This window comes from Roseibium sp. MMSF_3544, assembly GCF_030732845.1.
Taxonomy (GTDB): Bacteria; Pseudomonadota; Alphaproteobacteria; order Rhizobiales; family Stappiaceae; genus Roseibium.
The window spans coordinates 67509-92311 of record NZ_JASHKA010000008.1 but is presented as its reverse complement, the minus strand read 5'-3'; the positions used below and the strand labels follow the sequence as shown (position 1 = coordinate 92311).

General features: G+C 57.9%; 24 protein-coding genes. 8 read left to right on the top strand and 16 right to left on the bottom strand.

The window, feature by feature from the left end:
- Positions 1-149: 149 nt before the first annotated feature.
- From RBB47_RS13405 to hmgA, 8 genes are all read right to left on the bottom strand, one after another.
- Positions 150-1316 carry an ABC transporter substrate-binding protein gene (locus RBB47_RS13405; protein ID WP_305986319.1) on the bottom strand — a complete coding sequence of 389 codons (1167 nt, stop codon included), beginning with the start codon at positions 1314-1316 and terminating at the stop codon, positions 150-152.
- A gap of 301 nt (positions 1317-1617) precedes the next feature.
- Entirely contained in the window at positions 1618-1809 is a 192-nt protein-coding gene (locus RBB47_RS13400; protein ID WP_305986318.1) for a DUF2783 domain-containing protein, read from the bottom strand.
- On the bottom strand, positions 1806-3443 hold the full coding sequence (locus RBB47_RS13395; protein ID WP_371932784.1) for an FAD-dependent oxidoreductase: 1638 nt from the start codon (positions 3441-3443) through the stop codon (positions 1806-1808). Before RBB47_RS13395 ends, RBB47_RS13400 begins: the two co-directional genes overlap by 4 nt.
- Before the next feature lie 100 nt (positions 3444-3543).
- A complete protein-coding gene (locus RBB47_RS13390) occupies positions 3544-4068 on the bottom strand; it encodes a DinB family protein (RefSeq protein WP_305986316.1) in 525 nt (174 codons plus the stop codon).
- A 5-nt stretch (positions 4069-4073) separates the two neighbouring features.
- The gene (locus RBB47_RS13385; protein WP_305986315.1) at positions 4074-5033 is read right to left on the bottom strand and encodes an MBL fold metallo-hydrolase; all 960 of its coding nucleotides are present in this window, start codon (positions 5031-5033) and stop codon (positions 4074-4076) included.
- Between the two features lie 97 nt (positions 5034-5130).
- Entirely contained in the window at positions 5131-6138 is a 1008-nt protein-coding gene (locus RBB47_RS13380; protein ID WP_305986314.1) for a fumarylacetoacetate hydrolase family protein, read from the bottom strand.
- 5 nt (positions 6139-6143) lie between these two features.
- On the bottom strand, positions 6144-7013 hold the full coding sequence (locus RBB47_RS13375) for an MBL fold metallo-hydrolase (RefSeq protein ID WP_305986313.1): 870 nt from the start codon (positions 7011-7013) through the stop codon (positions 6144-6146).
- A 6-nt stretch (positions 7014-7019) separates the two neighbouring features.
- On the bottom strand, positions 7020-8393 hold the full coding sequence (hmgA, locus tag RBB47_RS13370; protein WP_371932783.1) for a homogentisate 1,2-dioxygenase: 1374 nt from the start codon (positions 8391-8393) through the stop codon (positions 7020-7022).
- Positions 8394-8615: 222 nt separating this feature from the next.
- On the opposite strand from hmgA, the gene RBB47_RS13365 reads away from it, so the two are divergent.
- Complete coding sequence (locus RBB47_RS13365; RefSeq protein ID WP_305986312.1) at positions 8616-8933, top strand: hypothetical protein; 318 nt, start codon at positions 8616-8618, stop codon at positions 8931-8933.
- A gap of 48 nt (positions 8934-8981) precedes the next feature.
- On the opposite strand, the gene RBB47_RS13360 is transcribed toward RBB47_RS13365, so the two are convergent.
- Together RBB47_RS13360 and RBB47_RS13355 are read right to left on the bottom strand one after the other, a co-directional pair.
- Positions 8982-9452 carry a DM13 domain-containing protein gene (locus RBB47_RS13360; RefSeq protein ID WP_305986311.1) on the bottom strand — a complete coding sequence of 157 codons (471 nt, stop codon included), beginning with the start codon at positions 9450-9452 and terminating at the stop codon, positions 8982-8984.
- A gap of 369 nt (positions 9453-9821) precedes the next feature.
- Positions 9822-11297 carry an ATP-binding protein gene (locus RBB47_RS13355; RefSeq protein WP_305986310.1) on the bottom strand — a complete coding sequence of 492 codons (1476 nt, stop codon included), beginning with the start codon at positions 11295-11297 and terminating at the stop codon, positions 9822-9824.
- Between the two features lie 237 nt (positions 11298-11534).
- On the opposite strand from RBB47_RS13355, the gene RBB47_RS13350 reads away from it, so the two are divergent.
- Positions 11535-12191 carry a cupin domain-containing protein gene (locus RBB47_RS13350; RefSeq protein ID WP_305986309.1) on the top strand — a complete coding sequence of 219 codons (657 nt, stop codon included), beginning with the start codon at positions 11535-11537 and terminating at the stop codon, positions 12189-12191.
- Positions 12192-12200: 9 nt separating this feature from the next.
- Here RBB47_RS13350 and RBB47_RS13345 read toward each other — a convergent pair whose 3' ends face one another.
- Together RBB47_RS13345 and RBB47_RS13340 are read right to left on the bottom strand one after the other, a co-directional pair.
- Complete coding sequence (locus RBB47_RS13345; RefSeq protein ID WP_305986308.1) at positions 12201-12737, bottom strand: DUF2867 domain-containing protein; 537 nt, start codon at positions 12735-12737, stop codon at positions 12201-12203.
- Between the two features lie 175 nt (positions 12738-12912).
- Positions 12913-13035 carry a hypothetical protein gene (locus RBB47_RS13340; RefSeq protein WP_305986482.1) on the bottom strand — a complete coding sequence of 41 codons (123 nt, stop codon included), beginning with the start codon at positions 13033-13035 and terminating at the stop codon, positions 12913-12915.
- Between RBB47_RS13340 and RBB47_RS13335 the strand changes: the two genes are divergently transcribed.
- Both RBB47_RS13335 and RBB47_RS13330 read left to right on the top strand, forming a co-directional pair.
- Positions 13001-14104, top strand: coding sequence for an efflux RND transporter periplasmic adaptor subunit (locus RBB47_RS13335; RefSeq protein ID WP_305986307.1), 1104 nt, complete (start codon positions 13001-13003; stop codon positions 14102-14104). The two genes, RBB47_RS13340 and RBB47_RS13335, sit on opposite strands and share 35 nt — an antisense overlap.
- Positions 14105-14119: 15 nt before the next feature.
- Entirely contained in the window at positions 14120-17269 is a 3150-nt protein-coding gene (locus tag RBB47_RS13330) for an efflux RND transporter permease subunit (protein ID WP_305986306.1), read from the top strand.
- Between the two features lie 46 nt (positions 17270-17315).
- Here the strand turns inward: RBB47_RS13330 and RBB47_RS13325 are convergent, their stop codons facing one another.
- Complete coding sequence (locus tag RBB47_RS13325; protein ID WP_305986305.1) at positions 17316-17900, bottom strand: nitroreductase family protein; 585 nt, start codon at positions 17898-17900, stop codon at positions 17316-17318.
- 99 nt (positions 17901-17999) lie between these two features.
- Positions 18000-18920, bottom strand: a complete 921-nt coding sequence (locus tag RBB47_RS13320; RefSeq protein ID WP_305986304.1) for a DMT family transporter — start codon at positions 18918-18920, stop codon at positions 18000-18002.
- 78 nt (positions 18921-18998) lie between these two features.
- On the opposite strand from RBB47_RS13320, the gene RBB47_RS13315 reads away from it, so the two are divergent.
- The 3 genes from RBB47_RS13315 (at position 18999) to RBB47_RS13305 (ending at position 22067) form a co-directional block, all read left to right on the top strand.
- Positions 18999-19952 (top strand): LysR family transcriptional regulator, encoded by a 954-nt coding sequence (locus tag RBB47_RS13315; protein ID WP_305986303.1) that lies wholly within the window; start codon positions 18999-19001, stop codon positions 19950-19952.
- A gap of 102 nt (positions 19953-20054) precedes the next feature.
- Positions 20055-21407 carry an MFS transporter gene (locus RBB47_RS13310; protein WP_305986302.1) on the top strand — a complete coding sequence of 451 codons (1353 nt, stop codon included), beginning with the start codon at positions 20055-20057 and terminating at the stop codon, positions 21405-21407.
- Positions 21408-21422: 15 nt separating this feature from the next.
- Positions 21423-22067 (top strand): hemolysin III family protein, encoded by a 645-nt coding sequence (locus RBB47_RS13305; RefSeq protein WP_305986301.1) that lies wholly within the window; start codon positions 21423-21425, stop codon positions 22065-22067.
- A 21-nt stretch (positions 22068-22088) separates the two neighbouring features.
- Here RBB47_RS13305 and RBB47_RS13300 read toward each other — a convergent pair whose 3' ends face one another.
- Together RBB47_RS13300 and RBB47_RS13295 are read right to left on the bottom strand one after the other, a co-directional pair.
- Complete coding sequence (locus tag RBB47_RS13300; protein WP_305986300.1) at positions 22089-22622, bottom strand: hypothetical protein; 534 nt, start codon at positions 22620-22622, stop codon at positions 22089-22091.
- 69 nt (positions 22623-22691) lie between these two features.
- Complete coding sequence (locus tag RBB47_RS13295) at positions 22692-23423, bottom strand: L,D-transpeptidase (protein ID WP_305986299.1); 732 nt, start codon at positions 23421-23423, stop codon at positions 22692-22694.
- A gap of 155 nt (positions 23424-23578) precedes the next feature.
- Between RBB47_RS13295 and RBB47_RS13290 the strand changes: the two genes are divergently transcribed.
- Entirely contained in the window at positions 23579-24646 is a 1068-nt protein-coding gene (locus RBB47_RS13290) for a dipeptidase (protein ID WP_305986298.1), read from the top strand.
- Positions 24647-24803 lie beyond the last annotated feature (157 nt).

The following is a 24803-nucleotide window of genomic DNA, read 5'->3' as shown; positions in this document are numbered from 1 at the left end:
TGTGCCGCTTATCAAAAAAGCCCGAAAAGATACTTCTGTACCCAGCCATGTCCCCTACAGCCCCTTAAGAGCAATACTTGCTCTTTGATACATCCCCAGATGAAATAAGTTCACCGGCCCGGTTGTCCGGGCCGGTGATAAAGCGTCGTTTAGCTCGCAGGCTTGTCGAGGGGCGAGAACCCGCCGTCCTTCTTGATCGTCGTCATGAAGACGTCGTTCATGCCCTGGTTGTCGTCCTGACCGAAGCTCAGAGTTACGCCACCCAGATCAAACGTACCTGTCGACCAGAAAGCGTTCAGGAAGTTTTCGCGGGAAACATCCTTGCCGGCTTTTTCGAGGCCCATGACTGCCAGACGGCCGACAACGTAACCTTCAAGCGTCACAAAGCCCGGCTCAGCAGAGGCATCCACAGCCTTCAGAGCAGCCTGGTAGTCCTTCACCATCGGAACAGATGCGTCCCACGGGAACGGCACAACCTGCGAAATGATCACGCCTTCACCCGCATCACCAAGCTCTGCAGACAGAGCCTTCGAGCCGACGAAGGAGATATTGACGAACTCGGCGTCCATCTTGACCTTCTTGGCCAGCTTGATGAACTCGGCAATCGGCTTGTAAGCGCCAACCATGACGACCGCCTGCGGCTTGGCCTTGCGGATTTCAAGCAGTGCAGACTTCACAGCCGTGGTGTTGCGCTGGTACGTGCCTTCAGCAACGAGTTCCAGACCGCGCTTTTCCATGGCCGCCTGAACGCCGGCAAGTCCGACACGACCGAAGCCGTCGTCCTGATAAAGAATGGCGATCTTGTCGAGGCCCAGTGCATCATGCAGATGTTCGATCCATGCCTCGGTTTCAGCTGCATAGGTCGCACGCACGTTGACAATGTTGCCGTGTGCCGGGTCACGCAGGAAGCCTGCGCCCGTGAACGGACCAACAAAAGGTACCTTCGCTGCCGTTGCAATCGGTTGTGTCGCCTTGGACGTCGGCGTTCCGACAGGTCCGATAAGACCAAAGACTTTCTTGTCGTTGATCAGCGTGTTGACCGCTGCGATGGAACGATCCGGCTCGTAGCCATCATCCATGCTGACAAGTTCGAGCATGCGGCCATGCACACCACCGTTGGCATTGGCTTCAGCGAATGCAGCTTCAATTCCGAGCTTCATGCCGGTGCCAAGCGCCGCAGCAGGTCCCTCAAGCGCAGCCGCCTGACCGAATACGATCTTGGAATCCGTCACTCCGTCTTCGGCAAACGCCGGACCGAACGACATCATTAGAGACGCGGCGAACGTGGAGACAACCGCTTTACGCAAACTAGACATTACTAAACTTACCCCCTCAAAGTGTGCAGCGCACAAAAACGCGCTATCACCTTAGGGTAGAACCAAAGTATTAAAATCAGGTTGTAGAAAAAATGCGTTTCTGATGTGAATTTTCACAATAAAGGCACGCAATACTATATCAGTGCCTCATTCAGCATTAGGGAACTGTCAATACTTCGGGCGCAAGGCCCGGATATTCTGAAGGGATCTTTGACTCTTCAAGATGTCTTACTGAAGGCGGTATACATTCGTATCCAAAGCCCACTATCCCACCAACTTAAGGTGTTAGGGTCGGGAGCTCTTAATTCCGATGTGCTGCTGCGAGCAGACTTTTGAGCTCTTCAAGATTTCCGATGCGATTTGCCATCAGCAGGATCAGCCGGGCATTAAACGCATCGCTTTCTTCCTTGCTCAGGCCTTCATGGGCGGCAAGAAGGTCAGCATAGAACGTATCGGGCTCTTCCAGGTTCGGGACGGTGACATTGGTCGTCATGGCGCGCTCCTTCCGGTCGCCGTTGCCAAAGCGGCCTCTATCTTGTCGCTATCAAACTCCAGCCAGCGCGCCGCGACATGCTGGTCCGGACGGATCAGGTAGACGGCCGCCTCAGCCGTCGCCAGATATCGGTCGCGCAGTTCCTGGCCGATCGCATCTCGGTCAACCGTGATGCCGATGACGGAAATGCCACTCATTTCCATCCGGTCCGGAACATCAGTGCCGAGCCCGAGGACCACGAAGTCCCCGTTCAGCCTGTCGAGCAGCCAGCCTGCGCCGGTTGGTGCATCAGCGACAGTGCTGCCGGGACGTGTCCGCTTCGGCAGGGAAGCGTCGTCCGGTCCGTTTAGCGGCGAGCCGTCATACGTACAGGGAACCGAGAGACGCCCGGAATTTACCAGCGGGCGGGCAAACTCATAGTGCTCGGCAAGATCAAGGACAGCGTCCCGGAAGATCCGGCTCGTTTCGGATTTGGGCGTGATGAAGTCTGTCGAACGCGAACTCTGCAGGATGTTCTCGTCCGCGCCATGCTCCCGTTCAAAGGCGTAGCTGTCGAGCAAAGTTTCAGGAGCTTTGCCGTCAAGGACCAGCTTGAGCTTCCAACCAAGATTATCGATGTCCTGAAAGCCGGAATTCGCCCCCCGCGCACCGAAGGGTGAAACCTGGTGTGCGCTGTCGCCGGCAAAGAGCACCCGACCGTGCCGGAACGTTTCCATGCGCCGGCACTGGAAGGTGTAGATCGAGACCCATTCCAGGTCGAACTCGACCTCCTCGCCCAGCATTTGCTTGAGGCGCGGAATGACGTTTTCGGGTTTCTTTTCCTTTTCCTTGTCGATGTCCCAGCCGAGCTGCAGGTCGATCCGCCAGACTCCATCCGGCTGCTTGTGCAACAGCGCCGATTGGTCCTTGTTGAACGGCGGGTCGAACCAGAACCAGCGTTCGGTCGGAAAATCCGCTTTCATGATGACATCGGCGATCAGGAAGTTGTCTTCAAACACACGGCCGACAAAATCGAGGTCGAGCATACGGCGCGTTGGCGACCCGGCTCCGTCGCAGGCGATCAGCCAATCGGCCTCAAGGTTGTAGGCTCCTTCCGGGGTCTCGATCGTTACCAGCGTGTGGTCTTCGTACCGATGCAGGTTTTCCACCCTGTTGCCGCCGCGGATCTCCACCGGTTTGCCCTGTGCCTGCATCGCACGGATGCGCTCCACGAGGTAGAGTTCGCAGTAGTATTGCTGAAGATTGATGAAAGCTGGCTGCTTGTGGCCGTCTTCCGGAAGCAGGTTGAAATTGTAGACCTGCCTGTCACCGAAAAAGACCTTGCCGAGGTTCCAAACGACACCCTTGTCGACCATTTCCTCGCCGCAACCGAGCCGGTCGAAGATTTCGAGCGTCCTTTTCGAGAAACAGATCGCACGCGAGCCGACACTGACCTTGTCATTGTCATCCAGGATGACAACAGGGATGTCCGCCTGAGCCAGATCGATGGCCATGGCGAGGCCGACAGGTCCGGCGCCAATCACGACGACCGGATGGCGCACCGGTGCTGGAGCATCTTCGTCGGGACTTGGCCTATAGGGATAAAGCGGCGCCTCGAATAGCTTGGTCAAAGGTTCTCCTCCCGGCGCCCGCATCACTTGGACCGTTTTCGGTATTGGCCGCCGACCCGACTATGGTCCATGTCGTCGTTTCGGCGCAATCACTCACAGACGTCAGGCTGCTCTTATCTGATTGCTATTTGTATTTCCTGGCCACCGGGTGGCGATCGAATTCAAGAAAAAACTCATCCAGCTGCGGCGGCGAAACGCTGGTTCCGGCCAGCATGGCGTGAACCTGCCCGCGGTGGTGGATCTGGTGCTGGAAAAGATGCAGGAGAGTGTTGTCGACCGTCTCGTGCTTTACGCCATGGTCGCCGCGGTCCTGTGCAACATTTCGGTCGAGGTCATCTTCGCTCAACTCATCGCAGAAACCGATGAGCTTTTTGTCCTCCTTCTCCTGCGCGTCTTTCAGTTCGTCCGCAGTTTGCAGGTGCGGCGTGTCGTAGACCGCAAGACCAAGGCCTTCCTGGCAAAGGGCGTCGAGGTAGTATCGGTCGACCTCCCAGTTGTGATTGAGCGTCTCGCGGATCGATGGGAAAAAGTTCGTCCGCTCGGCCGTGAACTCCGCCTGCCCGAGGCGGCAACAAGCGTCGTAAAGCCGCTCGTTGGCATAGGCATTGTTGCGCGCCATCAGGCGAAGGTGAGCGAGAGCACGGCTCATGTCGTCTACCCTTGCAGATCCGCCCACATCTTCGCGTCGCGCTCTGCGGTCCAAATGCGCGGTGTGTCGATGCCGAGTGCCTCGTCATAGGCCCGGGCGACATTGAACGGCAGGCAATGCTCGTAGATCGCGTAATCCTTGAACTTCGGATCGCATTCGGCGCGGCAGGCGTCCCACGCCTCTTTCAGCGATCCGCCACCCTGGGCGATCCGGGCGACCGGCCGGTAGGTCGAGGACACGAAGTCGGCTGTGTTGGTCAGCGCCTTGCCCACCATCTCCTTGCCAACCAGCGCGTCGCCTCGGCCCGGTGCGATGGCTTCCACATCGAAGGAACGGATCGCTTCAAGCGTTGTCGGCCAGTCGTTGAAATGGCCATCGCCGCAGTAGCACGCGGAGTGGTACTCAACGATGTCGCCGGTGAACATGACGTTCTGGTCCGGCACATGTATGACGATGTCACCCGCCGTGTGGGCGCGGCCAAGGAAGCGCAAGTCGACCCGCCGCTTGCCGAGATAAACGGTCATGCGGTCGTTGAAGGTGGTGGTCGGCCAGGTCAGGGGCGGAATGTCGTTGACATTGTCATAGCCCATGAACAGACGTGGGAACCGCATGAATTCAGATTCCCGATCTTCAGCGCCACGCTCGACAACCATGGAACGGGCCTTCTGGCTCATGATCACGGTCGGTGCCTGATAGGCGGCAGCACCCAGAACGCGCACGGCGTGATAGTGGGTCAGCACAAGATGGCTGATCGGCTTGTCGGTGACGGAGCGCACCTTTTCAATCACCTTGCCGGCAAGTTCAGGTGTTGCCTGCGCCTCGATGATCATGACGCTGTCATCGCCGATGATGACGCCGGTATTCGGGTCCCCCTCGGCGGTGAAGGCCCAGAGGTCCTTGCCGATCTCGGTGAAGGAGATCTTCTTCTCCGCCATGTCCCCGGCGGACGCGAATTGCTTGCTCATATGGCCTCCCGCGGCACAATTTCCGATTTTCGTTTATGCCGAAACGGGTCCGGCATCTCATTCTGATTTCACATGGGCGAGGTTTACCCTCGCCCCGTCAAACCTTTTCTACCGTTTGCTCGATCGCCCCGAAGATCGAGTGTCCCTCACCGTCCACCATCTCGATGCGAACCGTGTCGCCGAATTTCATGAACGGTGTCTTGGCCTGACCGTCGTTGATGGTTTCGATCATACGGATCTCGGCAATACAGGAATAGCCGACGCCGCCTTCAGCGACAGGCTTGCCGGGTCCGCCGTCCAGTTTGTTGGACACAGTTCCGGATCCGATGATTGTTCCTGCGGACAGATCGCGTGATTTGGCAGCGTGGGCAATCAGCTGACCGAAGTCGAAAGTCATGTCGACACCTGCCTCTGCCCGGCCGAACGGTGCGCCGTTCAGGTCCACATGCAGCGGCAAATGCAGTTTACCTTCCTTCCATGCCTCCCCCAGTTCGTCCGGTGTGACGGCAACCGGTGAGAAGGTGGAGGACGGTTTTGACTGGAAAAAGCCGAAGCCCTTGCCAAGTTCTGCCGGAATGAGACCACGCAGCGAAACATCGTTGACCAGCATCACCAGTCGAATGGAGTTCAGCGCATCTTGCGGGCTCACACCCATCGGCACGTCGCCGGTGATGACGGCGATCTCGCCTTCCATGTCGATGCCCCAGGCTTCGTCGCGCATCCTGATCGGATCACGGGGAGCCAGGAATGCGTCGGAGCCCCCCTGATACATCAGCGGATCCGTCCAGAAACTGTCCGGCATCTGCGCGCCCCGTGCCTTCCTCACCAGCTCGACATGATTGACATAGGCAGAGCCATCCGCCCACTGATAAGCACGTGGAAGCGGTGACAGGGCGTCATGCTCGTGGAAGCGGAGCGTCGGCACGGCGTCGTGGGACAGGCTCTCGGCCAAGAGCGCCAGCTTCGGTGCGACCGTCTCCCAGTCGTCCAGTGCCGCCTGCAATGTCGGCGCGATATGGCTGGCATCGGTGCAATAAGTCAGTCTCTCATTGACCACCACCAGCTTGCCGTCCCGGCTACCGTCCTTGAGCGTTGCCAGTTTCATGAATTTCAGCTCCTTGTGATTGTCAGCCCGTCGTGGCCGACAATGGTTTTGCCGGAAAAGGCTTTCGTGGCTTCCAGCCACTCTTCTTTTTCAAAGCCCGGGAGATCTGCCGGGATCAGATGGTTGAGCACGAGCGTCTTGACGTTCGCCGCTTCCGCAATTTTCGCCACATCAGGCGCCGTGGTGTGGCTCGCCAGAAGGTGTTCGCGCAGGCGTGCGCCGTTGCCGGTAATTTCGACGATCTTGTCGACACCTCGCTCAAGCATGGCTTCGTGGACGAGCACGTCGCAGTTTTCCGCAAACTTAGCCAGCGGCGGAAAATGGGCGGTGTCGGCAGAAAAGGTAACAGACCAGCCCGGAGCGTCGAAACGCAACGCAAAGCAATCGACCACAGGAGGGTGATCCACCTTGAGGGCGGCGATTGCCAGCGTGCCATCGTCGAGTGGAACAGCGCCCTCCTGAAGCAGATGGATTTCCACCAGATCGCGCAGGTCCGGACGTCCCTCGTCCTCGATCCTGAGATCGATGTCGTAGCGCATGGAAGTCAGGAACCCGTCCCAGTATTCCATGAGATCCGCAGGCCCGTAGACCTTCACCCGGCTGGCCAGACCTGTCGTCCAGGCGGTGTGCAAAAGCGGCCCGAGTTCCAGCACATGGTCGGAATGCATGTGCGTAATGAAGATGAGGTCGAGTTCCTTCAGAGAAACACCGTGCTCGACCAAAGCGCGGGTGACGCCCAGACCGCAATCGACCACGCAGCTTCTTCCGCCGATCTCGATCAGCGAGCTCGTCGGCGACGGGCCGCCGGGCCGAATGGCGGGACCGCCTTTTGATCCGAGAATCACAAGGCGTTCCTGGAGGTCTGGTGATGTCATTTCCGCTCAGTCCTTGTCCCACGTCCCTTCCGGGGTACCGTCGAACTTTTTCTCAAGAGACTCCCAACAGTCAATGTAATCATCCTGAAGGGGAGCCTCCTTGGCGGCAAATTCGGTCAGATGTTGCGGGAAACGGGTCTCGAACATGAAGGACATGGTGTTGTCGAGCTTGTCGGGCTTCAGATCGGCATTGGACGCGCCCTCGAACGCGTTCTTGTCCGGTCCGTGCGGCAGCATCATGTTGTGCAGGCTCAGACCACCTGGAACAAAGCCTTGGGGCTTGGCGTCATACTGGCCGTAAATGTTGCCCATCAGCTCGGACATGATGTTCTTGTGGTACCAGGGTGGTCGGAACGTGTCTTCCATCACCATCCAGCGTTCGCGGAACAGCACGAAGTCGATGTTGGCCGTGCCCGGCACGCCGGACGGCGCCGTGAGCACCGTAAAGATCGACGGGTCCGGGTGATCGAAGAGGATGGCCCCGATCGGGCAGTAATTGCGCATGTCGTATTTGCACGGGGCGTAATTGCCGTGCCAGGCAACCACGTCAAGCGGCGAGTGTCCGATCTTTGTTTCGTGGAACTGACCACACCATTTCACGGTCAGTTTCGAAGCAACTTCGCGGTCCTCGAAACAAGCAACCGGCGTCTTGAAGTCGCGGCGGTTCGCCATGCAGTTGGCACCGATCGGTCCCCTGCCCGGAAGCTCGAACTTCTGTCCGTAATTTTCACAGACAAAGCCACGGGCGGGCCCTTTCACTAGCTCGACGCGATAAACCAATCCACGTGGTAGAATGGCGATTTCCTTCGGTTCCAGTTCGATCACGCCAAGCTCGGTGCAGAACCGCAGCACCCCTTCCTGAGGCACCACTAGAAGCTCACTGTCCGCGGAGAAGAAATATTCGTCCTCCATCGATCTGGTCACCAGATAGATGTGGCTCGCCATGCCGACCTGGGTGTTGACGTCACCTGCCGTCGTCATGGTGCGCATTCCCGTCAGCCAGGAAAGCTCCTCGTCGGCATGCGGCACGGGATCCCAGCGATACTGGCCAAGCGAAATCACGTCATCAACGACGTTCGGAGCGCTCTGCCAATAGGGCAGATCAATCTTTTCAAAGCGGCTCGTATGCTTCACCGACGGTCGGATGCGATAACACCATGTGCGTTCATTCTGGTGGCTCGGTGCGGTAAAGGCGGTGCCTGAAAGCTGCTCGCCGTAAAGCCCGTAAGCACATTTCTGCGGACTGTTCATTCCTTGTGGCAAAGAGCCCGGCAGGGCCTCGGTTTCAAAGTCGTTACCGAAACCCGGCATATAGTCAAAACTTGAGGAATTGCGGCCGCTGCCAGCTTCCGTGTGTGCGCTGTCGGTTCTCTGATCCATGACGTTCTCCCGGTTCAGGGGCAATTTAGTTACATATGTAACCAATTTTCAGAACCTGTTCAAGGAGCATTCCGGACCTTTTTGTAAAGCCTTGTTTTCTAGAACACTTCTCAATCGCTTTCAGGAACGGGCACCGGGCGTAATCCGAATTTTCGAGGGTGCATCTTGATCGGTCAGCCTGATTGCGGTAAAAGAACAAATAAAGAACATTTGAGGTGCGCGATGCAGTTTGTCAGTCCCTATCAAGGCCAATATGCTGTTGTCTTGTCTGCGCAGTCGCCCAGCCTCGAACTGCCGGCGCCGACCGATGTCACACCAGAAGACGTCCGGCAAATGATCATCTACCTGCGCAAGGCGAAAGACCGGGCGATGGCCATTCGGGACCGTTCCCCGGCAGGCAGTTATATGGAAAGCGTCCTGACACGGACGATCGACGGCATCACGCTTGAATTGTCGCAGCTCGACTATCTTCTGGCGCGGAAACCCGCTGAGACTGCTGAAGCCGCATCGTCCGCGCGCCGCATGCGCCCTGCAATTTGATCCGGCTTTACATCGGGCAAATTCAGCTCGCGCAACCGGATCCTCGCCTTAGCGGTATTTGCCGGCCGTGATGAATTCGCCGAAAGCTTCGCACCACACCAATACGGTGGTGTAGTCCTCGATATTCACATCGTCAGGAACGTCGACGATGAAGCCGTCAAAGGTCTTGATATCACCAAGCTGCACAGCCGTGTCCTTGACGGCAAGGAAACCGGCTTCGTCTTCGACGAATTCGTTCACGAGGTAGAGTTTGTAGTCCGGTCCGGGAGAGAGGGCGCCACTGTGAACGATCTGGTTTTCAGATACGCTGATTGTGCCCTCGCCCCAATGGAGCAGGTCGCTGCCTTTCAGGTCCCGCGTCAGCGTTGTCTCATAACGCGCCTGTTCAGCAGCGGCAGCGAGCACTGCCTCGTCCGGCCCCTGTGGCGCTGTCAGGATCGGTAGAAAATAGATGCCAAGCGCAAACCCGACGGCAAGCATCGCACCATGGGAACACAACAGAACAAACAGGCGGACCATTTCAGTTACTCGTATTCAAATTGACGTGTGCAAGACCTAGGGTCAGGACTCATGAATTTGATTGAATTGGCGCAGCAAACGGCGATTAGCTGCAAGGAAAAGCGCGACAAGCGGGCTTCCTGCCCGGTTGAGCGGTTTGACGCCGCAGATTGAAGCCGTTTTTGCGTCCTGCAGGATAGGGTGAATTTGCCCGGCAACGTCGTTGCAAATCTTTGGAAACCGGGCGGTTTCCTGCAGCCTTGCGCCTCGTATCCGAACAAATTCATCCCTACCAATTCAACCAAATTAATGGGTCCTGACCCTATGAAACCCAGCGCCCTGTTCAACAAAACGCTGATGACATTTGCGTGCATAAAAGTTTATGCCCTCTCAGGCAGCCGCTTCGTCGCCAGGTGCGGTCTGCCATCCGAGATCCGTCAACGTCACGATGCGATTGCCGCGCAGATCGGTTGCGCAGACGAGAAAGCCGCGCTCTTCCATATGGCTCAACAGCCATCTCGCCCTGCCCGGTGAGCGGGTGCCGTAGGCCGTCGCGATTTCGACATTGCCAGGGCATGGCGCCTTGGCCAGTGCCGCCTTTGCAAGCAAAAGATAGACACCGCGCATGTCTTCGGGCAATTCGGCGGCGATCAGTTCAGCCTGGGACCAAGCACCGTCGTCCATCTCGCCCTTGTCGACCCCAGCGCGTGCGACCGAAAGCTTTTCCCGGAAGGTCTGTAGATCCGGGGCGCCACCCGCAAGTTTGGCGATGCGGCAGCGGACCTGGAAATCCTGGTAGAGGGTTGCAATCGGCTGAAACGCTGCGTCTTCGTCTTCCAGGATGCCGGCAATGATTTCGGCAATCTTCTCCTCACGTTCGCCGAAATCCAGAAGGTTCTCGGCTTCTGGCGCAGCGTCAACATTCATCTGACCGGCATTCGTGAGCTGATCGAGCACCTCACCCGTGGACGCCACCGGCTCCACGTATCGCTGCCGGACCGGCGGCGTTTCACCTTCTGCAGGCGTGAAAATGAGGTCCTTGGCCTCGCCTCTCGGCTGCTCGGGCAAAGGCATCAGTTTCGGACTGCCGCCGCGCCCCATCGTTTCGACTGGACCGATCTTGACCGGCGCCGGACGCCGTGAGAGTGCCGGACCAAGGGCGATGAAGTGCCCCCGGTCAAGATTGCGGAAGCTTTCCGCCTGCCGCCGTTCCATGCCGAGCAGATCTGCCGCACGGGCCATATCGATATCGAGAAAGGTGCGCCCCATCAGAAAATTGGACGCTTCAGCGGCAACGTTCTTGGCAAGTTTCGCCAGTCGCTGTGTTGCGATGATCCCGGCCAGTCCCCGTTTGCGCCCCCGGCACATCAGATTGGTCATCGCACCGAGCGAGCGTCTGCGGGCTTCTTCCGTGACTTCGCCGGCCGCGGCGGGTGCAAAAAGCTGGGCCTCGTCAACCACCACCAGCATCGGATACCAGAGATCGCGGTCCGCATCGAAAAGACCGTCGAGAAAGGTCGCAGCGGCCTTCATCTGACGATCCGCGTCGAGACCTTCCAGGTTCAGGACGACCGAAACGCGGTGCTGCCGCACCCTTCCGGCAATCATCTGAAGGTCTTTTTCCGTGCCGACAGCGTCGACGACAACGTGACCGAATTTTTCAGCCAGTGACACGAAGTCCCCTTCAGGGTCGATGATGGCTTGCTGCACCCAGCTTGCGGATTGTTCCAGAAGACGCCGGAGAAGGTGCGATTTTCCCGAGCCGGAATTGCCTTGAACCAGCAGACGCGTTGCCAGCAGCTCTTCCAGATCGAGGCCGGCGCGCGAACCGCCCGTCATTTCGCCGATATCGATTTCAACCGTCATGCAATCTGATCCAGCGCGTATCGGCGCTGTAATTACTCCACAATTTGCTCGCCTGCAGAACGCGAGTCAGCACGATTCCGTAACCGTTGCAAAGCCGGAGGCTGGCAAAACCGTCGTTTTCCAAGACTTCCACCGACCTTCTGGCTTCCGCAAAGGCCTCCGCATTCCAGGAAGCCTTCAAATGCGTCTTCGATATGCCATCTTTAAGGACAGGATGCGTTGAGCAGGAGAGACTTCATGAAGATCCATGCGGACCTGACCGCAAAGGCCGTTGTCAACAGTTCCACCCTCGATTGGGTGCCCTCGCCGATGGCGGGCGTTGAGCGGCGCATGCTGGAACGCGATGGAGCCGAGGTCGCCCGTGCGACCAGCCTTGTCCGCTATGCGCCGGGGTCATCCTTTTCGGCGCATGACCACGACATGGGTGAGGAGTTCCTGGTTCTTGACGGCGTCTTTTCCGATGAAAGCGGCGACTTTCCCGAAGGCATGTATGTACGGAACCCTCCTGGCTCCAGCCACATCCCCTCCAGTGAACCGGGTGCCGTTATCCTCGTTAAATTGCGCCAGATGCAGCCCGACGATGCCGCCTATGTGCGAGTGAACACGCTTGATCCGGGCGGCTGGCAGGCCGGACGGACTGGCGAGACGATCCTGCCGCTTCACGTGCGGCCCGATGAGGAAGTCGTCATGCTGAACTGGGAGCGCGAGGCGCGCTTTCCCGCGCAAACCTTTCCGGGCGGGGCTGAATATTTCGTGGTCGAAGGCGGTTTCGAAGATCAGGACGGACGCTACGAAACAGGAACCTGGCTCCGCCTGCCCCCTGGCAGCAGCCAGACGATCAGAACGACCGAAGGCGCGCGTGTGTGGCGCAAGACGGGTCACCTGGGACGATAGTTTGGCGGATCATGCCGCCTGCGGCAGGCCATTCTCAACGGCGTGGTCCAACACCGAGCAGGCAATCCTTTTGTGAAACGGAAGGATCATGGCGAGATACATATGGCCGAACAGGTTGTGTCGCTTGCAGCAGGTTGACGCATAAATCCGCGGCCGGCGGCCCCGGCGGCGGAAAATCGACAGCCGGAAGTCCTGGTGCCAGTCGTCCTCGCCAAGAATGATCTCGTTTTCATCAATCTGGAAGATCCTGAAAAATCCGATGCGGTCGCCCGGTGTCCGCTCCTCCAAGGCGCGTCCGGACTGCTCCTGTGCAAGATCCTTGGTTGTTTTCAGTCCAAGCGGTCTCACGATCCTGTCCCGAAGCGAGATGAGTTTGTTCATCCACTCGATGTCGGCCATCAGAATGTGATCTGCAAGGACGCGCATGTCCACGGTTTCAAGATCCGGACGATTTTCCAGCGGCACGGAAAAGACGTCCATGTAGTCTCTCGTCGAGACATATGAATTGAGATTGCTTTCAGCCGGAAGTCTGTCGCTGATGCTCATGTCGCGTTCCGAAAAGATTGTCCTTGTAGAACACTACATCAAAAGGCTGTATCCAGCGCCGCGCTCTTTGCCACACCCCTGGACCTTCAAATGGTCCGCAAAACGCAGTCCCAGATCTGCGATGACATGTCTTCAGGCTGTGTGTTTGCCGGTGAGACCGGACATCAGCATCTTGTTAAGTGGCAATAATTTCAATCGCTTCACCGCCTGTTTCAGCTATGATGCTTCCAATTTGATTTGAAATCGTTTCGGCTGGAGGCGACATGCAAGCTGCCAAAGTATTGTCGATACTGACCATTATACTTTTCTCCGCGGTCCCCTCACACGCCCAGGAAAGCGGGTCTTCGCCGCAAAAGGTCACCGTCGCGAAGGTCCGGATGATCACGCCCGACAACAGCGCGCGATATGTCGGACGCGTCGAAGCGACGAGCAGCGTTGACATTGTGGCGCGCGTCGAAGGGTACCTGACCGAGCGAAAGTTCACCGAAGGCGGCACCGTCAAGAAGGGCGACCTGCTCTACGTCATCGAAAAGGACCTCTACCAGGCAAGCGTCGATCAGGCCAAGGCGACCCTTGAAGGCGCCAAGGCGACGCTCACAAATTCCCAGATCGAGCTGGAACGGCAACGTCAGCTCCTTGAAAGGGGTGATGTTTCGCAAGCCACCTTCGACAGCGCAAAGGCAACCACGGGTGTCGATCAGTCCAACGTGGACGAAGCACAGGCTAACCTGGACACAGCCGACATCAATCTCGGCTATACGGAGATCTACAGCCCGATCGACGGACGGATCAGCAAGACCAATGTCAATGTCGGCAATCTGGTCGATTCGAACACGGGCACACTTGCGACCGTGACAAGTGTCGATCCGATCTATGTCAGCTTCTACATGGGTGAGAGAGACCTGATCAGGAACCGGGAAGCGGGCCTCATCGGCGACGACGGATCGACGCTTCTGGTCGCGCTGACCCTTGCCGACGGAACGGCATATGCCACAGAAGGAAAGATCACGTATGTCGGTACATCGATCGATGAAGGCAGCGACTCCGTCGAGTTGCGCGCCACATTCGACAATCCGAAAAATCTCCTGATTCCCGGTCAATTTGTGAACGTCACTGCCAAAGACGAGAGCCAGGCAACGGTGGCTGCCATTCCCCAGTCTGCAATCCAACTCGACGCCAAGGGCCATTTCGTCTTCGTGGTCGGTGCAAACGACAAGGTGGAGCGGCGGGACATCGTGCTTGGCCGGCAATCCGGCACACTGTGGGAGGTAAAATCCGGCCTCAAGGACGGCGAAAGCGTGGTTGTTCAGGGATTGCAGAAAATCGCTCCCGACATGACCGTCGATCCGGTTGAAGCAAAAGGTTAGGAGCGGCGTCCGGCCATGCTGTCAAAGTTTTTCATAGACCGTCCGAATTTCGCGCTGGTTCTGTCGCTGATCGCCTCGCTCATCGGGATCATTGCCATCGTCTTCATTCCGATTTCGGAATATCCTGACGTCACGCCGCCACAGGTCGTCGTGACCGCGCAATATCCCGGTGCAGATTCCGAACTTATTGAAAAGTCAGTCGCAATTCCGATCGAGGAGCAGGTCAACGGCGTTGAGAACATGCTCTACATGTCTTCGACCAGCTCCAATTCCGGGTCGTATCAGCTGACCATCACCTTTGAAGTCGGAACCGATCCTGATATTGCGGCGGTCAACGTTCAAAACCGCGTCGCGCTTGCGGAACCGACCTTGCCGGAGGCGGTCAGAACGCTGGGTGTTGCCACCCAGAAACAGTCCGCGAACATGCTGCAGGTGATCAACCTGGTGTCTCCCGACGAGAGCCGGGATGCCATTTACCTGAGCAATTACGCCACCATTCACATGCAGGACCGCTTGTCGCGCATCCCGGGTGTCGGCAGCGTTTCGCAGTTCGGTCCGCTGGACTACAGCATGCGGGTCTGGATGAACCCGGAGCAGATGACCGCGCTCAACCTGACAGCGACCGACATTTCCAACGCCATCCAGGCGCAGAACGCCCAGGCGACCGCAGGCCAGATTGGCGGCGCCCCCTTTGCCGGGCCGACAGATTTTCAGTTCACGCTGAAGGCTCAGGGACTGCTGGAAACAACCGAACAATTCGGCGACATCGTCGTGTCCGGCGACACGTCGGGACAGCTTGTACGCCTCAGGGACGTGGCCAGGGTCGAACTCGGCTCAAGCTCCTATGCGGCCTATTCCGCGCTCAACAACAAACCGGCAACCTCAATCGCCGTCTATCAGAGCCCGGGTGCCAACGCGCTGGACGTGGCAAAGCTCGTCTCTGACGAGCTTGAAAAGATGAAGGCGAGTTTCCCGGAAGGGGTCGAATACGAGCTCCTTTACGACATCACCAAGGCGGTGCGCGCATCGATTGAGGAAATCCTGACGACGCTCGCGATCACCACCGCGCTGGTTGTTTTCGTCGTGTTCATGTTCCTGATGAACTGGCGCGCCGTCATCATACCGGCGGTGGCCATTCCGGTGTCGTTGCTCGGAACGCTGGCCATCCTCTTCCTGCTCGGGTTTTCGGCCAACCTGATCACGCTGTTCGGGATCGTGCTTGCCATCACGCTTGTGGTCGACGACGCCATCGTCATCATCGAGAACACCGAACGCATCATGGTGGAAGAAGGTCTCGCTCCGCGCGAGGCAACGCTCAAGGCCATGAGCCAGGTCACAAGCCCGATCATCGCCACCACGTTCGTGCTGCTGGCTGTGTTCATCCCGGTCTGCTTCTTTCCCGGGATCACAGGGCGGATTTACTTGCAGTTCGCACTGACGATCACGGTTGCTTTCTGCCTGTCGGCGGTCAACGCGCTGACCCTGTCACCGGTTCTCTGCTCCATGCTGCTCAGGCAGTCGGATGCCAAGCCGCCCCGTTTCCTGCGTTTCTTTGCCGCTTTCGTTGACAAGGTACGCGACGGCTATGTCTGGCTGGTCAAGGTCATGATCCGGCACGTTGCCCTGTCGTTGCTCATTCTGGTTGCAGCGGCGGCGGCCACGGTCTTCATGTTCCGCGAAACGGCTACCGGGTTCATTCCGCTTGAAGACAAGGGCGTGCTCTTTGCCAATGTCCAGCTGCCGGACGGCGCTTCGCTGCAAAGATCGGATGCGGTCGCAAAATCCATGACGGAGATGATGCTTGAAGTTGAAGGCGTAACCGATGTCATTTCGGTAACGGGCTTCAGCATCATTGCCGGAGAAGGCTCGAATTTCGTCACGCTGATCCCGATCCTGGCCCCGTGGAGCGAGCGAAAAACCCAGGCGACGCAGTGGTACAGCATCCTTGGCGAATTGAACGAACGGCTTGCCACGGTCGAGGACGCCATCGCCTTTGTCTTTCCTCTTCCGCCGATTGACGGCCTTGGAATATCCGGTGGCATAGCGGCGCAGATCCAGGACGATGACGGCGCCAGTGTGGTCGACCTCGGTGCGGTGACAAATGCCGTTCTGGCCGCCGCCAACGCCGATCCGACCTTCATGCAGGTGTTCAGCTCGCTGTCGGCCAGCACCCCGCAATATGAGGTCGACCTGAACCGCGACAAGGCGGAAGCCCTGGGCGTCGATGTCAGCGACATCTTTACGGCGCTTCAGGCCAATCTGGGGTCCTACTACGTCAACAATTTCATACTCGACGGAAAGATTTTCTGGGTGATCCTGGCATCTGAAGCGGAGTATCGCCAGACCCTGGAGGATGTCGGCAACATCTACGTCAAAGGGTCGTCCGGGGACATGATCCCGATCAGTACGCTGGTGAACCTTGCCCCGGTCGTCGGCCCGCAGAGTGTGCCCCGGTACAACATGGTCCGATCCGCCGCCGTTCAGGGCCTGACAAATACCGGCTTCAGCACGGGTGACGGCATTGCAGCCTTTGAGAAGGTGACACAGGGTGCGCTGCCGGAGGGCTACTCTGTTGAATGGACGGGAATGTCGCTTCAGGAAATCGAGGCAGGATCCTATGTGATCTACATTTTCCTCTTGGCTTTCCTGTTCGCTTACCTCTGTCTGGTCGCGCAGTACGAAAGCTGGCTGTTGCCGATATCCGTCATGTTGTCAGCCATCTTTGCGGTTTGCGGGGCGATGATCCCGCTCTACCTGATCGCCCAGCTGAACAACAACATTTACGCCCAGATCGGCATGGTCCTGCTGATCGGACTTGCAGCCAAGAAAGCGATCATGCTGGTCGAGTTCTCGCGCAATTGCCGGGACGACGGCATGAGCATCACCGAAGCGGCGATCAGCGCAGCCCATACGCGTTTCCGTCCGGTAACGATGACCGGCCTCTGCTTCATCATCGGTGTTCTGCCGCTGGTCTTTGCTTCGGGCGCGGGGTCGTCGAGCCGGATCTCCATCGGCCTGCCGGTCTTTGCCGGCATGATCCTGGACAGCACGATCGGGCTTCTCATGATCCCGGTTCTTTATGTCGCGATCCAGAGTTTCCGCGAGAAGGTTTTCGGGGCCCCGAAGTCGAAACAACCATCCGGCGAGGCGGCAGCCGCGGAATAACACCTGTTGTCGGCGGGGCGCTCACGTGACCGCCCCCGCCGTTCCCTCAGCCCCAGCTTCCTGCAAACGCAATTTCGCTCAAGGGTTTACGCCCACTCGGCGTTTCACGTTCCTGAAGACTTTCCGGCAATGCGGCCACATCGCCGCGCTTGCCGATCGCAAACGCGATTTCCGCCTTGAACCGCTCCGGTACACCCAGTTGCTCATGGATCTCGTCCCTCACGATCCCGGCCATGCCGTGGGTGTGATATCCAAGTTCGGTTGCCTGGAGCGCTGCATGCGCCCAGGCTGCCCCGGCGTCGAAGGAATGGGTCCCGCTCGCCCGGTTCGGTTTGCCATCCTTGCCGTCAACTTCCGTGTCGGAAAAGAGATAGACCAGTGCAGACGCATGCTGAGCCCAGTCACGATTGAACGGATTGAGCAGGTTTACCAGCGTCTCCCAATGCGCGCCGCCGCGGCGCGCGTAGACGAACCGCCAGGGCTGAATATTGAACGCTGACGGTGACCAGCGGGCTGCCTCGAGAATGGTTTTCAGATCGGCTTCCGGCATGTCGGAGCCGTCAAAGGCGCGCGGCGACCAACGCTCCACGAAAAGATTCTTGACGGGGTGGTCGGGATTGCGGCCAGTCATAAGCAATATCTCCAGTTCGTTGTCGGGCTTCTACCCGCCTGTGGGAGCCGGAGATAGTGGAAAATTATCTTAATATCAAGATACTTTATAAAAAGATATCTAACCTGCCTGAACTGCCTGCCGTGCTTTGGCCGGGTCTTCACCGGGAGCCGGTGCCACCAGGATCGCCGACAGCACCAGGAGTGCACAGACAAGCTCCAGAGTTCCAAAGTTCTCGCCAAAGACAAACCAGCCGACGATGAACATGGTTGGCAATTCAAAGCTTCCTGCCGCGGCAGTCCGCATTGCGCCGATCTTCTGGCAAGCGACCGTATACATCAATTGTGGGATCAAAGCAGTCACCAGCCCCATCAGTAAGACAAGCCACCACTCGTTCGGTGTCGCAGGCAGGACGGCGCCGCCACTCTCGTGAAGCGCAAGCGGCAACAGTCCGACAATGGAGCCAATCAACGTGCTCACGGCACGCTCAAGCGAAGTCAGGTCACGGGCCAGTCCACTCAGGACGACAATGAGAAACCCGAAGGCCACCGGGGTCGGGATCGCCCAGACCAGCGCGGAAAAAACGTCCGGCGACAACGTTGACGGGTCGAGCAGAAGCCCTGCGGCACCGATCACCAGCCCCGCGGCGGCAAATGTTCTCCAGGACAGGCTCTGCTTCAGCAATATCCAGGCAAAGAACGCTGCAAATGCCGGATAGGACATGTAGACGACGCCGGCAGCAGCGAGCGGTGCAACGCTGAGCGCTTCCACATATCCGATCATGCTGAGCGCAAACACCGCGCCTGCCCCGGCGAGCAGCAATGCCGGGCCGAGCTTGTGCCTTGCACGGGGTAAGAATGGCAGCAAGATCAGAACGGACACACCGTAACGGTAGAGCGCAATCGTTGCCGGTCCGGTCCCGAGGCTCTGCAATTCACGCACGAACACCGGCACAAGTCCGAAGCAGAGCGCTGCGGCAATGATGGTGAGCGTGGCGGTCAGCGGATTGAAGCTCGGTCGTGGCAATGAAACGTTTGGCATGCTTCATGGATACAACACGCTCTCTCACAAATAAAATTCTTAGTTTTCATTCTCTTCATGAAATGATTTCATGTGGCGATGATACCGAAACTGACCGTAAATCACCTGACGCTGCTTTCCGCTCTGCATGAAACCGGAAGCATGACGCTGTCCGCCTCCCGGCTTGGCATCACACAGTCAGCAGCATCCCACAGGCTTAGAGAGGCGGAACGCCGTATCGGGATCTCCCTGGTCCAACGCGCCGACACGGGGTTGCAGCTCACGCCGGAAGGCGAGCGTCTGCGGCGCCTTGGGGAGAGTTTCCTGGCAGAACTGTTCCGCCTTGAGCAGGAACTGGAAGCCTCCGCTCGCGAGAAACGCCTTTTGGTTCGGCTCGGTCAGGCCACCTACAGCCGCTATCACTGGTTCCCCGCGTTTTTGAATTATCTTGAAGCCGAAGATGCCAGGCTGACCGTTGACCTGTCCGGCAGTGCCACCGCGCGCCCCCTCGCCTCGCTGATTGACGGGTCGGTCGATGTTTCGCTTGTCTTCGGGCGAGAACCTGCGCTTGCCCAGTTCAAGGCAACCAAGCTGGGGTCAGACCCGATTGTCGCTGTCATGTCGGCAAATCATCCATTGGCTGCTGACCCGGTCGTCAACAGTCTGAACATGGGGGACGAACGCTTTTTCGTTTATCCGCTTGCCGCCGAACCCGGTTTCGACTGGACCACGCTTTTGGGCGCGCCCGTGCTCCCTTTCCGCCGCCTGACCGCAATGCCGACCCCCGAAGCGGTGATTGACCTTGTTCGGGCAAACTTTGGAGTCGCGCTTTTCAGCCAGTGGGCGATCGAACCGGAACTGGCAGACGGAACGCTGGTTGCACGCCCCATCGCCGATGACGGCATGTATCTTGACTGGTGGTGCGTCAGGCGCGCATCGGATCCGGACGACAGTCCGGCGGCGCAACTAGCCGATGCGCTGCTGTCCTGGAGCCGGCAGTCAGATCGTGCCCTTTCCACGCTGGGATTCGCACCGGACAAGCCAAGCCTTTGAAGACGTATCGGAAAAATAGCTATGCTACTGTCTCAGAACTGAACTAGGCTATTTGAGGACGATTGCGGGCAGAGCCCGGTATGGCGTGAGGATAGAGGCAGGATGGCACTTTCCGACAAAGAACGTAAGCGAGGTCTTGTCCTCGCCGTCGGTTGCCTGGGCGGCCTTGTCATGTTGGACGAAACGGTGCTTGGAGTGTCGCTGCCGGCGATACGCGAACAGTTCAACCTTTCGCAGACGACGACGCACTGGATTATCAACTCCTACATGCTTGCGTTCACGTGCCTTGCTGCCGTTGGAGGAAAGGCAATTGATCTCTTTGGATTTCGCCCTGCCCTGATTGCCTGCAGCGCCGTCTTTGCCGTTGCAAGTCTCGTCGCCGGATTTGCCGACAGTGTTGCAATCCTGATTGCCATGCGCGTTGTTCAGGGCTTTTGCGCCGCGATCATGTTTCCGATGACGCTTGCTGCGGCCACGCTGACATTCAGTGAGAACGAACGCGGCCGGGCAATTGGAATACTTGCGTCAATGGCGACCATTTTCCTGGCGGCCGGCCCTCTCCTCGGCGGTGTCCTAACGGAGTTCCTGTCCTGGCGATGGGTTTTCTGGATCAACATTCCGGTGGTTGTTGCAGGCGCGACCCTTTCCTGCCTTCTTTGGCGCGACCCTGAACATCCGCGACCGAGGCCGGTCGTTGATCCGATTGGACTGGTGCTTTTGCTTGTCGGCCTGACAGCATTCATCTTCGGTTTGATGGAAGGTCCTGAATTCGGGTGGATCTCGCCGGTCGTCCTCGCCACCATTGTTGGAGGGGTTGCCGGTCTTACTGTCTTCGTCATTTTCGAAGCGAGAAAGGCAAAGCCCCTGATCGACGTGAGGCTGTTTAAGCTGCCCCCTTTTCACGCAAGCACATCGATCATTCTGCTCACCCAGATGAGCAAGATTGTCGTTGCCATCTACATTCCGCATTTTCTTCAGCTGGAGCTGAAATACTCGGCATTCTGGGCAGGGCTCGGAACAGTTATTGCCGTGCTGCCGATCCCGATTCTCGCGTCTCCGGCGGGTAAGCTTTCCGACAAGTACGGGTCGCGAAAACCGGTCCTGATCTCGATGGCTCTCCTCGCCGTGTCCTGTATCCTGATCGGAGTGACCTTGCTCCTGAACAGTTATTTGATTCTTGCACCCATGCTGCTCCTTTGGGGCATTTTCCTGCCCTTTGCGATGATCCCGACCGGCCGCATCACAGCGAATGCCGTGCCGAGGGACAAGCAAGGAGAAGTCAGCGGCCTCATCATCAGCGCGCGCCTTGTCGGCGGAACGCTCGGCGTGACGCTCGGGAGCGTTCTGCTCGCCATGGGCGCGGACTTCACGTCCATATTCGTGACCATGGGCGTCCTGATCGCGCTTGCCTGCGCCTATGCTTCGATTGCACTTGAACACGACCCGACGCCATAAACCGGGAATTGCCGAATGACAACTTTCCGAACGCAGACACTGGCCGAACTGATCGCAGATGGCGCAATACACGCGATCGGCATTTGTCTTGGCCTGACGGCAACCGTCATCCTCACCGTGATGCTCTGGAATGTCGGTGATCCGACACGGCAAATCACCGTCATGATCTACGCTGCTTGTCTGATGACCATGCTAATTTGCTCGGCGCTCTACAACATGCTGGCCAAGGATCACAAGTCAGGCATTTTGAGGCGTCTCGACCATGCAGCAATCTTCCTCATGATCGCCGGCACCTATACGCCGCTCGCCGCCGTCATCATCGGCGGCTGGACGGGCGGGGTTCTCCTGGCCGTGGTCTGGACCGGCGCACTGACGGGCGCGATCGTGAAACTTGCGCATTTGTCGCGTCTGGAAAAGCTCACGGTTCCGATTTATCTCGGCCTTGGCTGGGTCGTGGTTTTCGCCGCGAACCCGCTGATCGAGAAAGCGTCGACATTTGGCTTCTACATGATCCTGGCAGGCGGTCTGCTCTATACGGTCGGCACTGTTTTCTATGCCTGGAAACGGCTGCCCTTTCAAAATGCCATTTGGCATGCCTTCGTCCTTGCCGCAGCAATCTGTCATTTCGGCGCGGTTGTCTCCGACGTTGCGCTGACCTGAAAGCGTCACAGGTCCTTGTTTTCAGGTTGTCGGGCTGCGCACGCCCTTGAGCTGATCTTCCGTCTCGGGAGGCACGCCGGTGCTGTCGGCAAATCGCGACAGCCAGTTGAACCAGGACATGACAAAGATCGCACGTGTCGCGTGATTGTAGTCTCCGTAGTGGGTGACGAGATCGGCAACGCTTTCCGGCGAAAGCTGGGTCTTGTTCGCCATTTCATCGCACATCTGGCAAAGCCGTCTGTGCCAAGGGTCCAGACCTTCGAGGTTTTCGGACAACACAGTGTCGATCAACCCGTCCGGAAACTCATAAACGGCTTTGTGGAACCCGATCTCGTAGGGTGAATTGTTCGCATGCGCGGTCCGGAAAAGCATGATTTCGCGGTCGAGCGCCGGAAACCAATCGTCGTTGAAGATCGCAGAAACGCTTGTGTAGATTTCCGGTGCGATGCCGGTGCGCGCCAGCATGCGCACCATGTTCAGATTTGGCAGCTTTGCGATGAATGCGCGCGTGCGTTCATCGAGCTCCTTGTCGTCCGGCACAGGTATTCTGGACATATGGAAGCTTCCTCAAACTCGCGTTAGGCCTTGCGAGTTTGAGCTGCTTCTGTCACCTGCGCAACCAGATCAGGCTTCCTTGTTGGGATCCTCGCTCAACACGACGACCTTGGTCCTGAGAGGCACACGGTTGAACAGATCGATCACGTCCTGCTGCCACATGCGGATGCAGCCGGACGAAACGCTTTTTCCGATCGAAGACGGCTGGTTGGTGCCGTGGATTCGATAGAGCGTGTCGGTCGAGCCTTGCCAGAGATCCATGGCTCTTGCGCCAAGCGGATTTCTCAGACCAGGTGGAAAGCCCTTTTCCCAATATCGCTCGAGTGAAGGTTTGCGCGCGATCATTTCCCGTGGGGGGCGCCAGATCGGGTGTTCGCGCTTCACGCGGATAAGCGCTTCTCCAGACCAGTCAAAACCGGCTCTTCCGACACCGATGCCGTATCGCAATGCCTTTTTGTTTCCGAGCGTCCAGTAGAGGTAATTGTTGTACGGGTCGACAATGATCGTGCCGGGCATTTCCCGCGTTTTGTATTCCACGACCTGGCGCCAATAAGTTTGATCAAAGTTCTCATAATTGATCGCGGGCCAGGTGAAATCCCCGTCCGGCTGTTCCGCATAGGCGCTTGCATAGTCGAATTCTTCGTCCGGCAGTTCTGCCTGGTCGGGAAGACCGACGACCGACTGGCATCCGGCAAGCGCACTGCCGGCCAGCAGCAGGCTGCCTGCCAAAAGGGTGCGTCGGTTCATCAGACCATTTTGAGACATGTCCGACGTTTCGTTCAGCGGCAATTCGCGCGTCATGGGGCCTCCGAAAACTCTGGCCCCTTCTTGAGGCAGGTTTTTCGCAGATTCAAGTCACATTCTTTCATGCGCCTTACAATCTGCGCACTAATCACTAGATTGATGGCAAATATGTCTCAGGCTGATTCACAGCCCGGCGCTTTCAAGGACACTTCGTGCAACACACACCCGAAAAAACACCCTTCCCTATTTTCGACGGTCACAACGATACGCTGCTGAAACTTGAGATCGATGCGATCAAAGGCAACGAACGCAGTTTTTTCGACCGTTCGGAAACCGGGCATCTGGATTTTGTCCGGGCGAAAGAGGCCGGTTTTTCCGGCGGTCTCTTCGCCATGTTCGTGCCGTCCAATCCTGAGCAGGATTTCACCAAGCCATTCGACCCCAAGGACCCGGTCAACTTTCAGGAAGTGCCCCAGGAACAGGCTTACAAGTTCACCATGAGGATGGTTGAGCGTGCGGAACGCATTGAAGCCGATTCAGAAGGGTCTGTTGTGATCTGCCGGACTGCAGAGGAAAACCGGACCGCGATCAATGCGGGCAAGCTTGCCGTCAGCCTTCACATTGAAGGCGCCGAGGCGATCGACACGGACTTCAAGGCGCTGGAAGAGCTCCACAGTAAAGGCCTGCGTTCAATCGGTCCGGTCTGGAGCCGTGAAAACGCCTTTGCGTGCGGCGTGCCGATGTCATACCCGGCGTCGCCGGACATCGGACCGGGTCTGACCGACGCAGGTTACGACCTTGTCCGCGCCTGCAACAAGCTGGGTGTCTTGCTGGATGTCTCGCATCTCAACGAAAAGGGTTTCTGGGACCTTGCCCGGACCACCGACAGGCCGATCGTCGCCAGCCATTCCAATGCCCATTCTATCTGCGCAAGCAGCCGGAACCTGACGGACAAACAACTTGATGCGATCAAGGAGAGCGACGGCCTCGTCGGCATCAATTTTCACGTCGCGTTCCTGCGGCCCGATGGCCGTTTTCAAAAGGACACGCCGCTCGAGGTCATCGCTGACCACGCCGTCTACCTCGTCGAACGTCTCGGAGAGGACCGGGTTGCGCTCGGTTCCGACTTCGACGGCTGTATCGCGCCGCAGGAATTGAGCGACGTGACGGGATTGCCGAGGTTGTTTGAAACCTTGAGCGCGCGCGGCTTCAGCAGCGCGGCGCTTGAAAAAATAGCCTACAAGAACTGGATTTCTGCCCTGGAAAAAGCGGCCGCCTAGCGCTTAAGGAGAGCAGCCCACGGAAACGGGAGATTTCCGGGATTTCTCAAGCTCGCATTTTTGTTACCGGATCTATCAAATTCGCGATTGCAAAATCTGAGTAGCCGTTCATATTTAAATTCATTCTAAATTATGTGGCCGACCCAATAGCTTTTCA

What these genes read in the sequence shown, in the direction of transcription:
- RBB47_RS13315 (WP_305986303.1), top strand. Translation starts at nt 18,999, where the DNA reads ATGATACCGAAACTGACCGTAAATCACCTGACGCTGCTTTCCGCTCTG.
- RBB47_RS13325 (WP_305986305.1), bottom strand. Translation starts at nt 17,900, where the DNA reads ATGACTGGCCGCAATCCCGACCACCCCGTCAAGAATCTTTTCGTGGAG.
- RBB47_RS13385 (WP_305986315.1), bottom strand. Translation starts at nt 5,033, where the DNA reads ATGAGCAAGCAATTCGCGTCCGCCGGGGACATGGCGGAGAAGAAGATC.
- hmgA (WP_371932783.1), bottom strand. Translation starts at nt 8,393, where the DNA reads ATGGATCAGAGAACCGACAGCGCACACACGGAAGCTGGCAGCGGCCGC.
- RBB47_RS13390 (WP_305986316.1), bottom strand. Translation starts at nt 4,068, where the DNA reads ATGAGCCGTGCTCTCGCTCACCTTCGCCTGATGGCGCGCAACAATGCC.
- RBB47_RS13365 (WP_305986312.1), top strand. Translation starts at nt 8,616, where the DNA reads ATGCAGTTTGTCAGTCCCTATCAAGGCCAATATGCTGTTGTCTTGTCT.
- RBB47_RS13355 (WP_305986310.1), bottom strand. Translation starts at nt 11,297, where the DNA reads ATGACGGTTGAAATCGATATCGGCGAAATGACGGGCGGTTCGCGCGCC.
- RBB47_RS13305 (WP_305986301.1), top strand. Translation starts at nt 21,423, where the DNA reads ATGACAACTTTCCGAACGCAGACACTGGCCGAACTGATCGCAGATGGC.
- RBB47_RS13295 (WP_305986299.1), bottom strand. Translation starts at nt 23,423, where the DNA reads ATGACGCGCGAATTGCCGCTGAACGAAACGTCGGACATGTCTCAAAAT.
- RBB47_RS13350 (WP_305986309.1), top strand. Translation starts at nt 11,535, where the DNA reads ATGAAGATCCATGCGGACCTGACCGCAAAGGCCGTTGTCAACAGTTCC.
- RBB47_RS13395 (WP_371932784.1), bottom strand. Translation starts at nt 3,443, where the DNA reads ATGCGGGCGCCGGGAGGAGAACCTTTGACCAAGCTATTCGAGGCGCCG.
- RBB47_RS13340 (WP_305986482.1), bottom strand. Translation starts at nt 13,035, where the DNA reads ATGGTCAGTATCGACAATACTTTGGCAGCTTGCATGTCGCCTCCAGCC.
- RBB47_RS13375 (WP_305986313.1), bottom strand. Translation starts at nt 7,013, where the DNA reads ATGACATCACCAGACCTCCAGGAACGCCTTGTGATTCTCGGATCAAAA.
- RBB47_RS13360 (WP_305986311.1), bottom strand. Translation starts at nt 9,452, where the DNA reads ATGGTCCGCCTGTTTGTTCTGTTGTGTTCCCATGGTGCGATGCTTGCC.
- RBB47_RS13320 (WP_305986304.1), bottom strand. Translation starts at nt 18,920, where the DNA reads ATGCCAAACGTTTCATTGCCACGACCGAGCTTCAATCCGCTGACCGCC.
- RBB47_RS13405 (WP_305986319.1), bottom strand. Translation starts at nt 1,316, where the DNA reads ATGTCTAGTTTGCGTAAAGCGGTTGTCTCCACGTTCGCCGCGTCTCTA.
- RBB47_RS13345 (WP_305986308.1), bottom strand. Translation starts at nt 12,737, where the DNA reads ATGAGCATCAGCGACAGACTTCCGGCTGAAAGCAATCTCAATTCATAT.
- RBB47_RS13300 (WP_305986300.1), bottom strand. Translation starts at nt 22,622, where the DNA reads ATGTCCAGAATACCTGTGCCGGACGACAAGGAGCTCGATGAACGCACG.
- RBB47_RS13400 (WP_305986318.1), bottom strand. Translation starts at nt 1,809, where the DNA reads ATGACGACCAATGTCACCGTCCCGAACCTGGAAGAGCCCGATACGTTC.
- RBB47_RS13335 (WP_305986307.1), top strand. Translation starts at nt 13,001, where the DNA reads ATGCAAGCTGCCAAAGTATTGTCGATACTGACCATTATACTTTTCTCC.
- RBB47_RS13330 (WP_305986306.1), top strand. Translation starts at nt 14,120, where the DNA reads ATGCTGTCAAAGTTTTTCATAGACCGTCCGAATTTCGCGCTGGTTCTG.
- RBB47_RS13310 (WP_305986302.1), top strand. Translation starts at nt 20,055, where the DNA reads ATGGCACTTTCCGACAAAGAACGTAAGCGAGGTCTTGTCCTCGCCGTC.
- RBB47_RS13380 (WP_305986314.1), bottom strand. Translation starts at nt 6,138, where the DNA reads ATGAAACTGGCAACGCTCAAGGACGGTAGCCGGGACGGCAAGCTGGTG.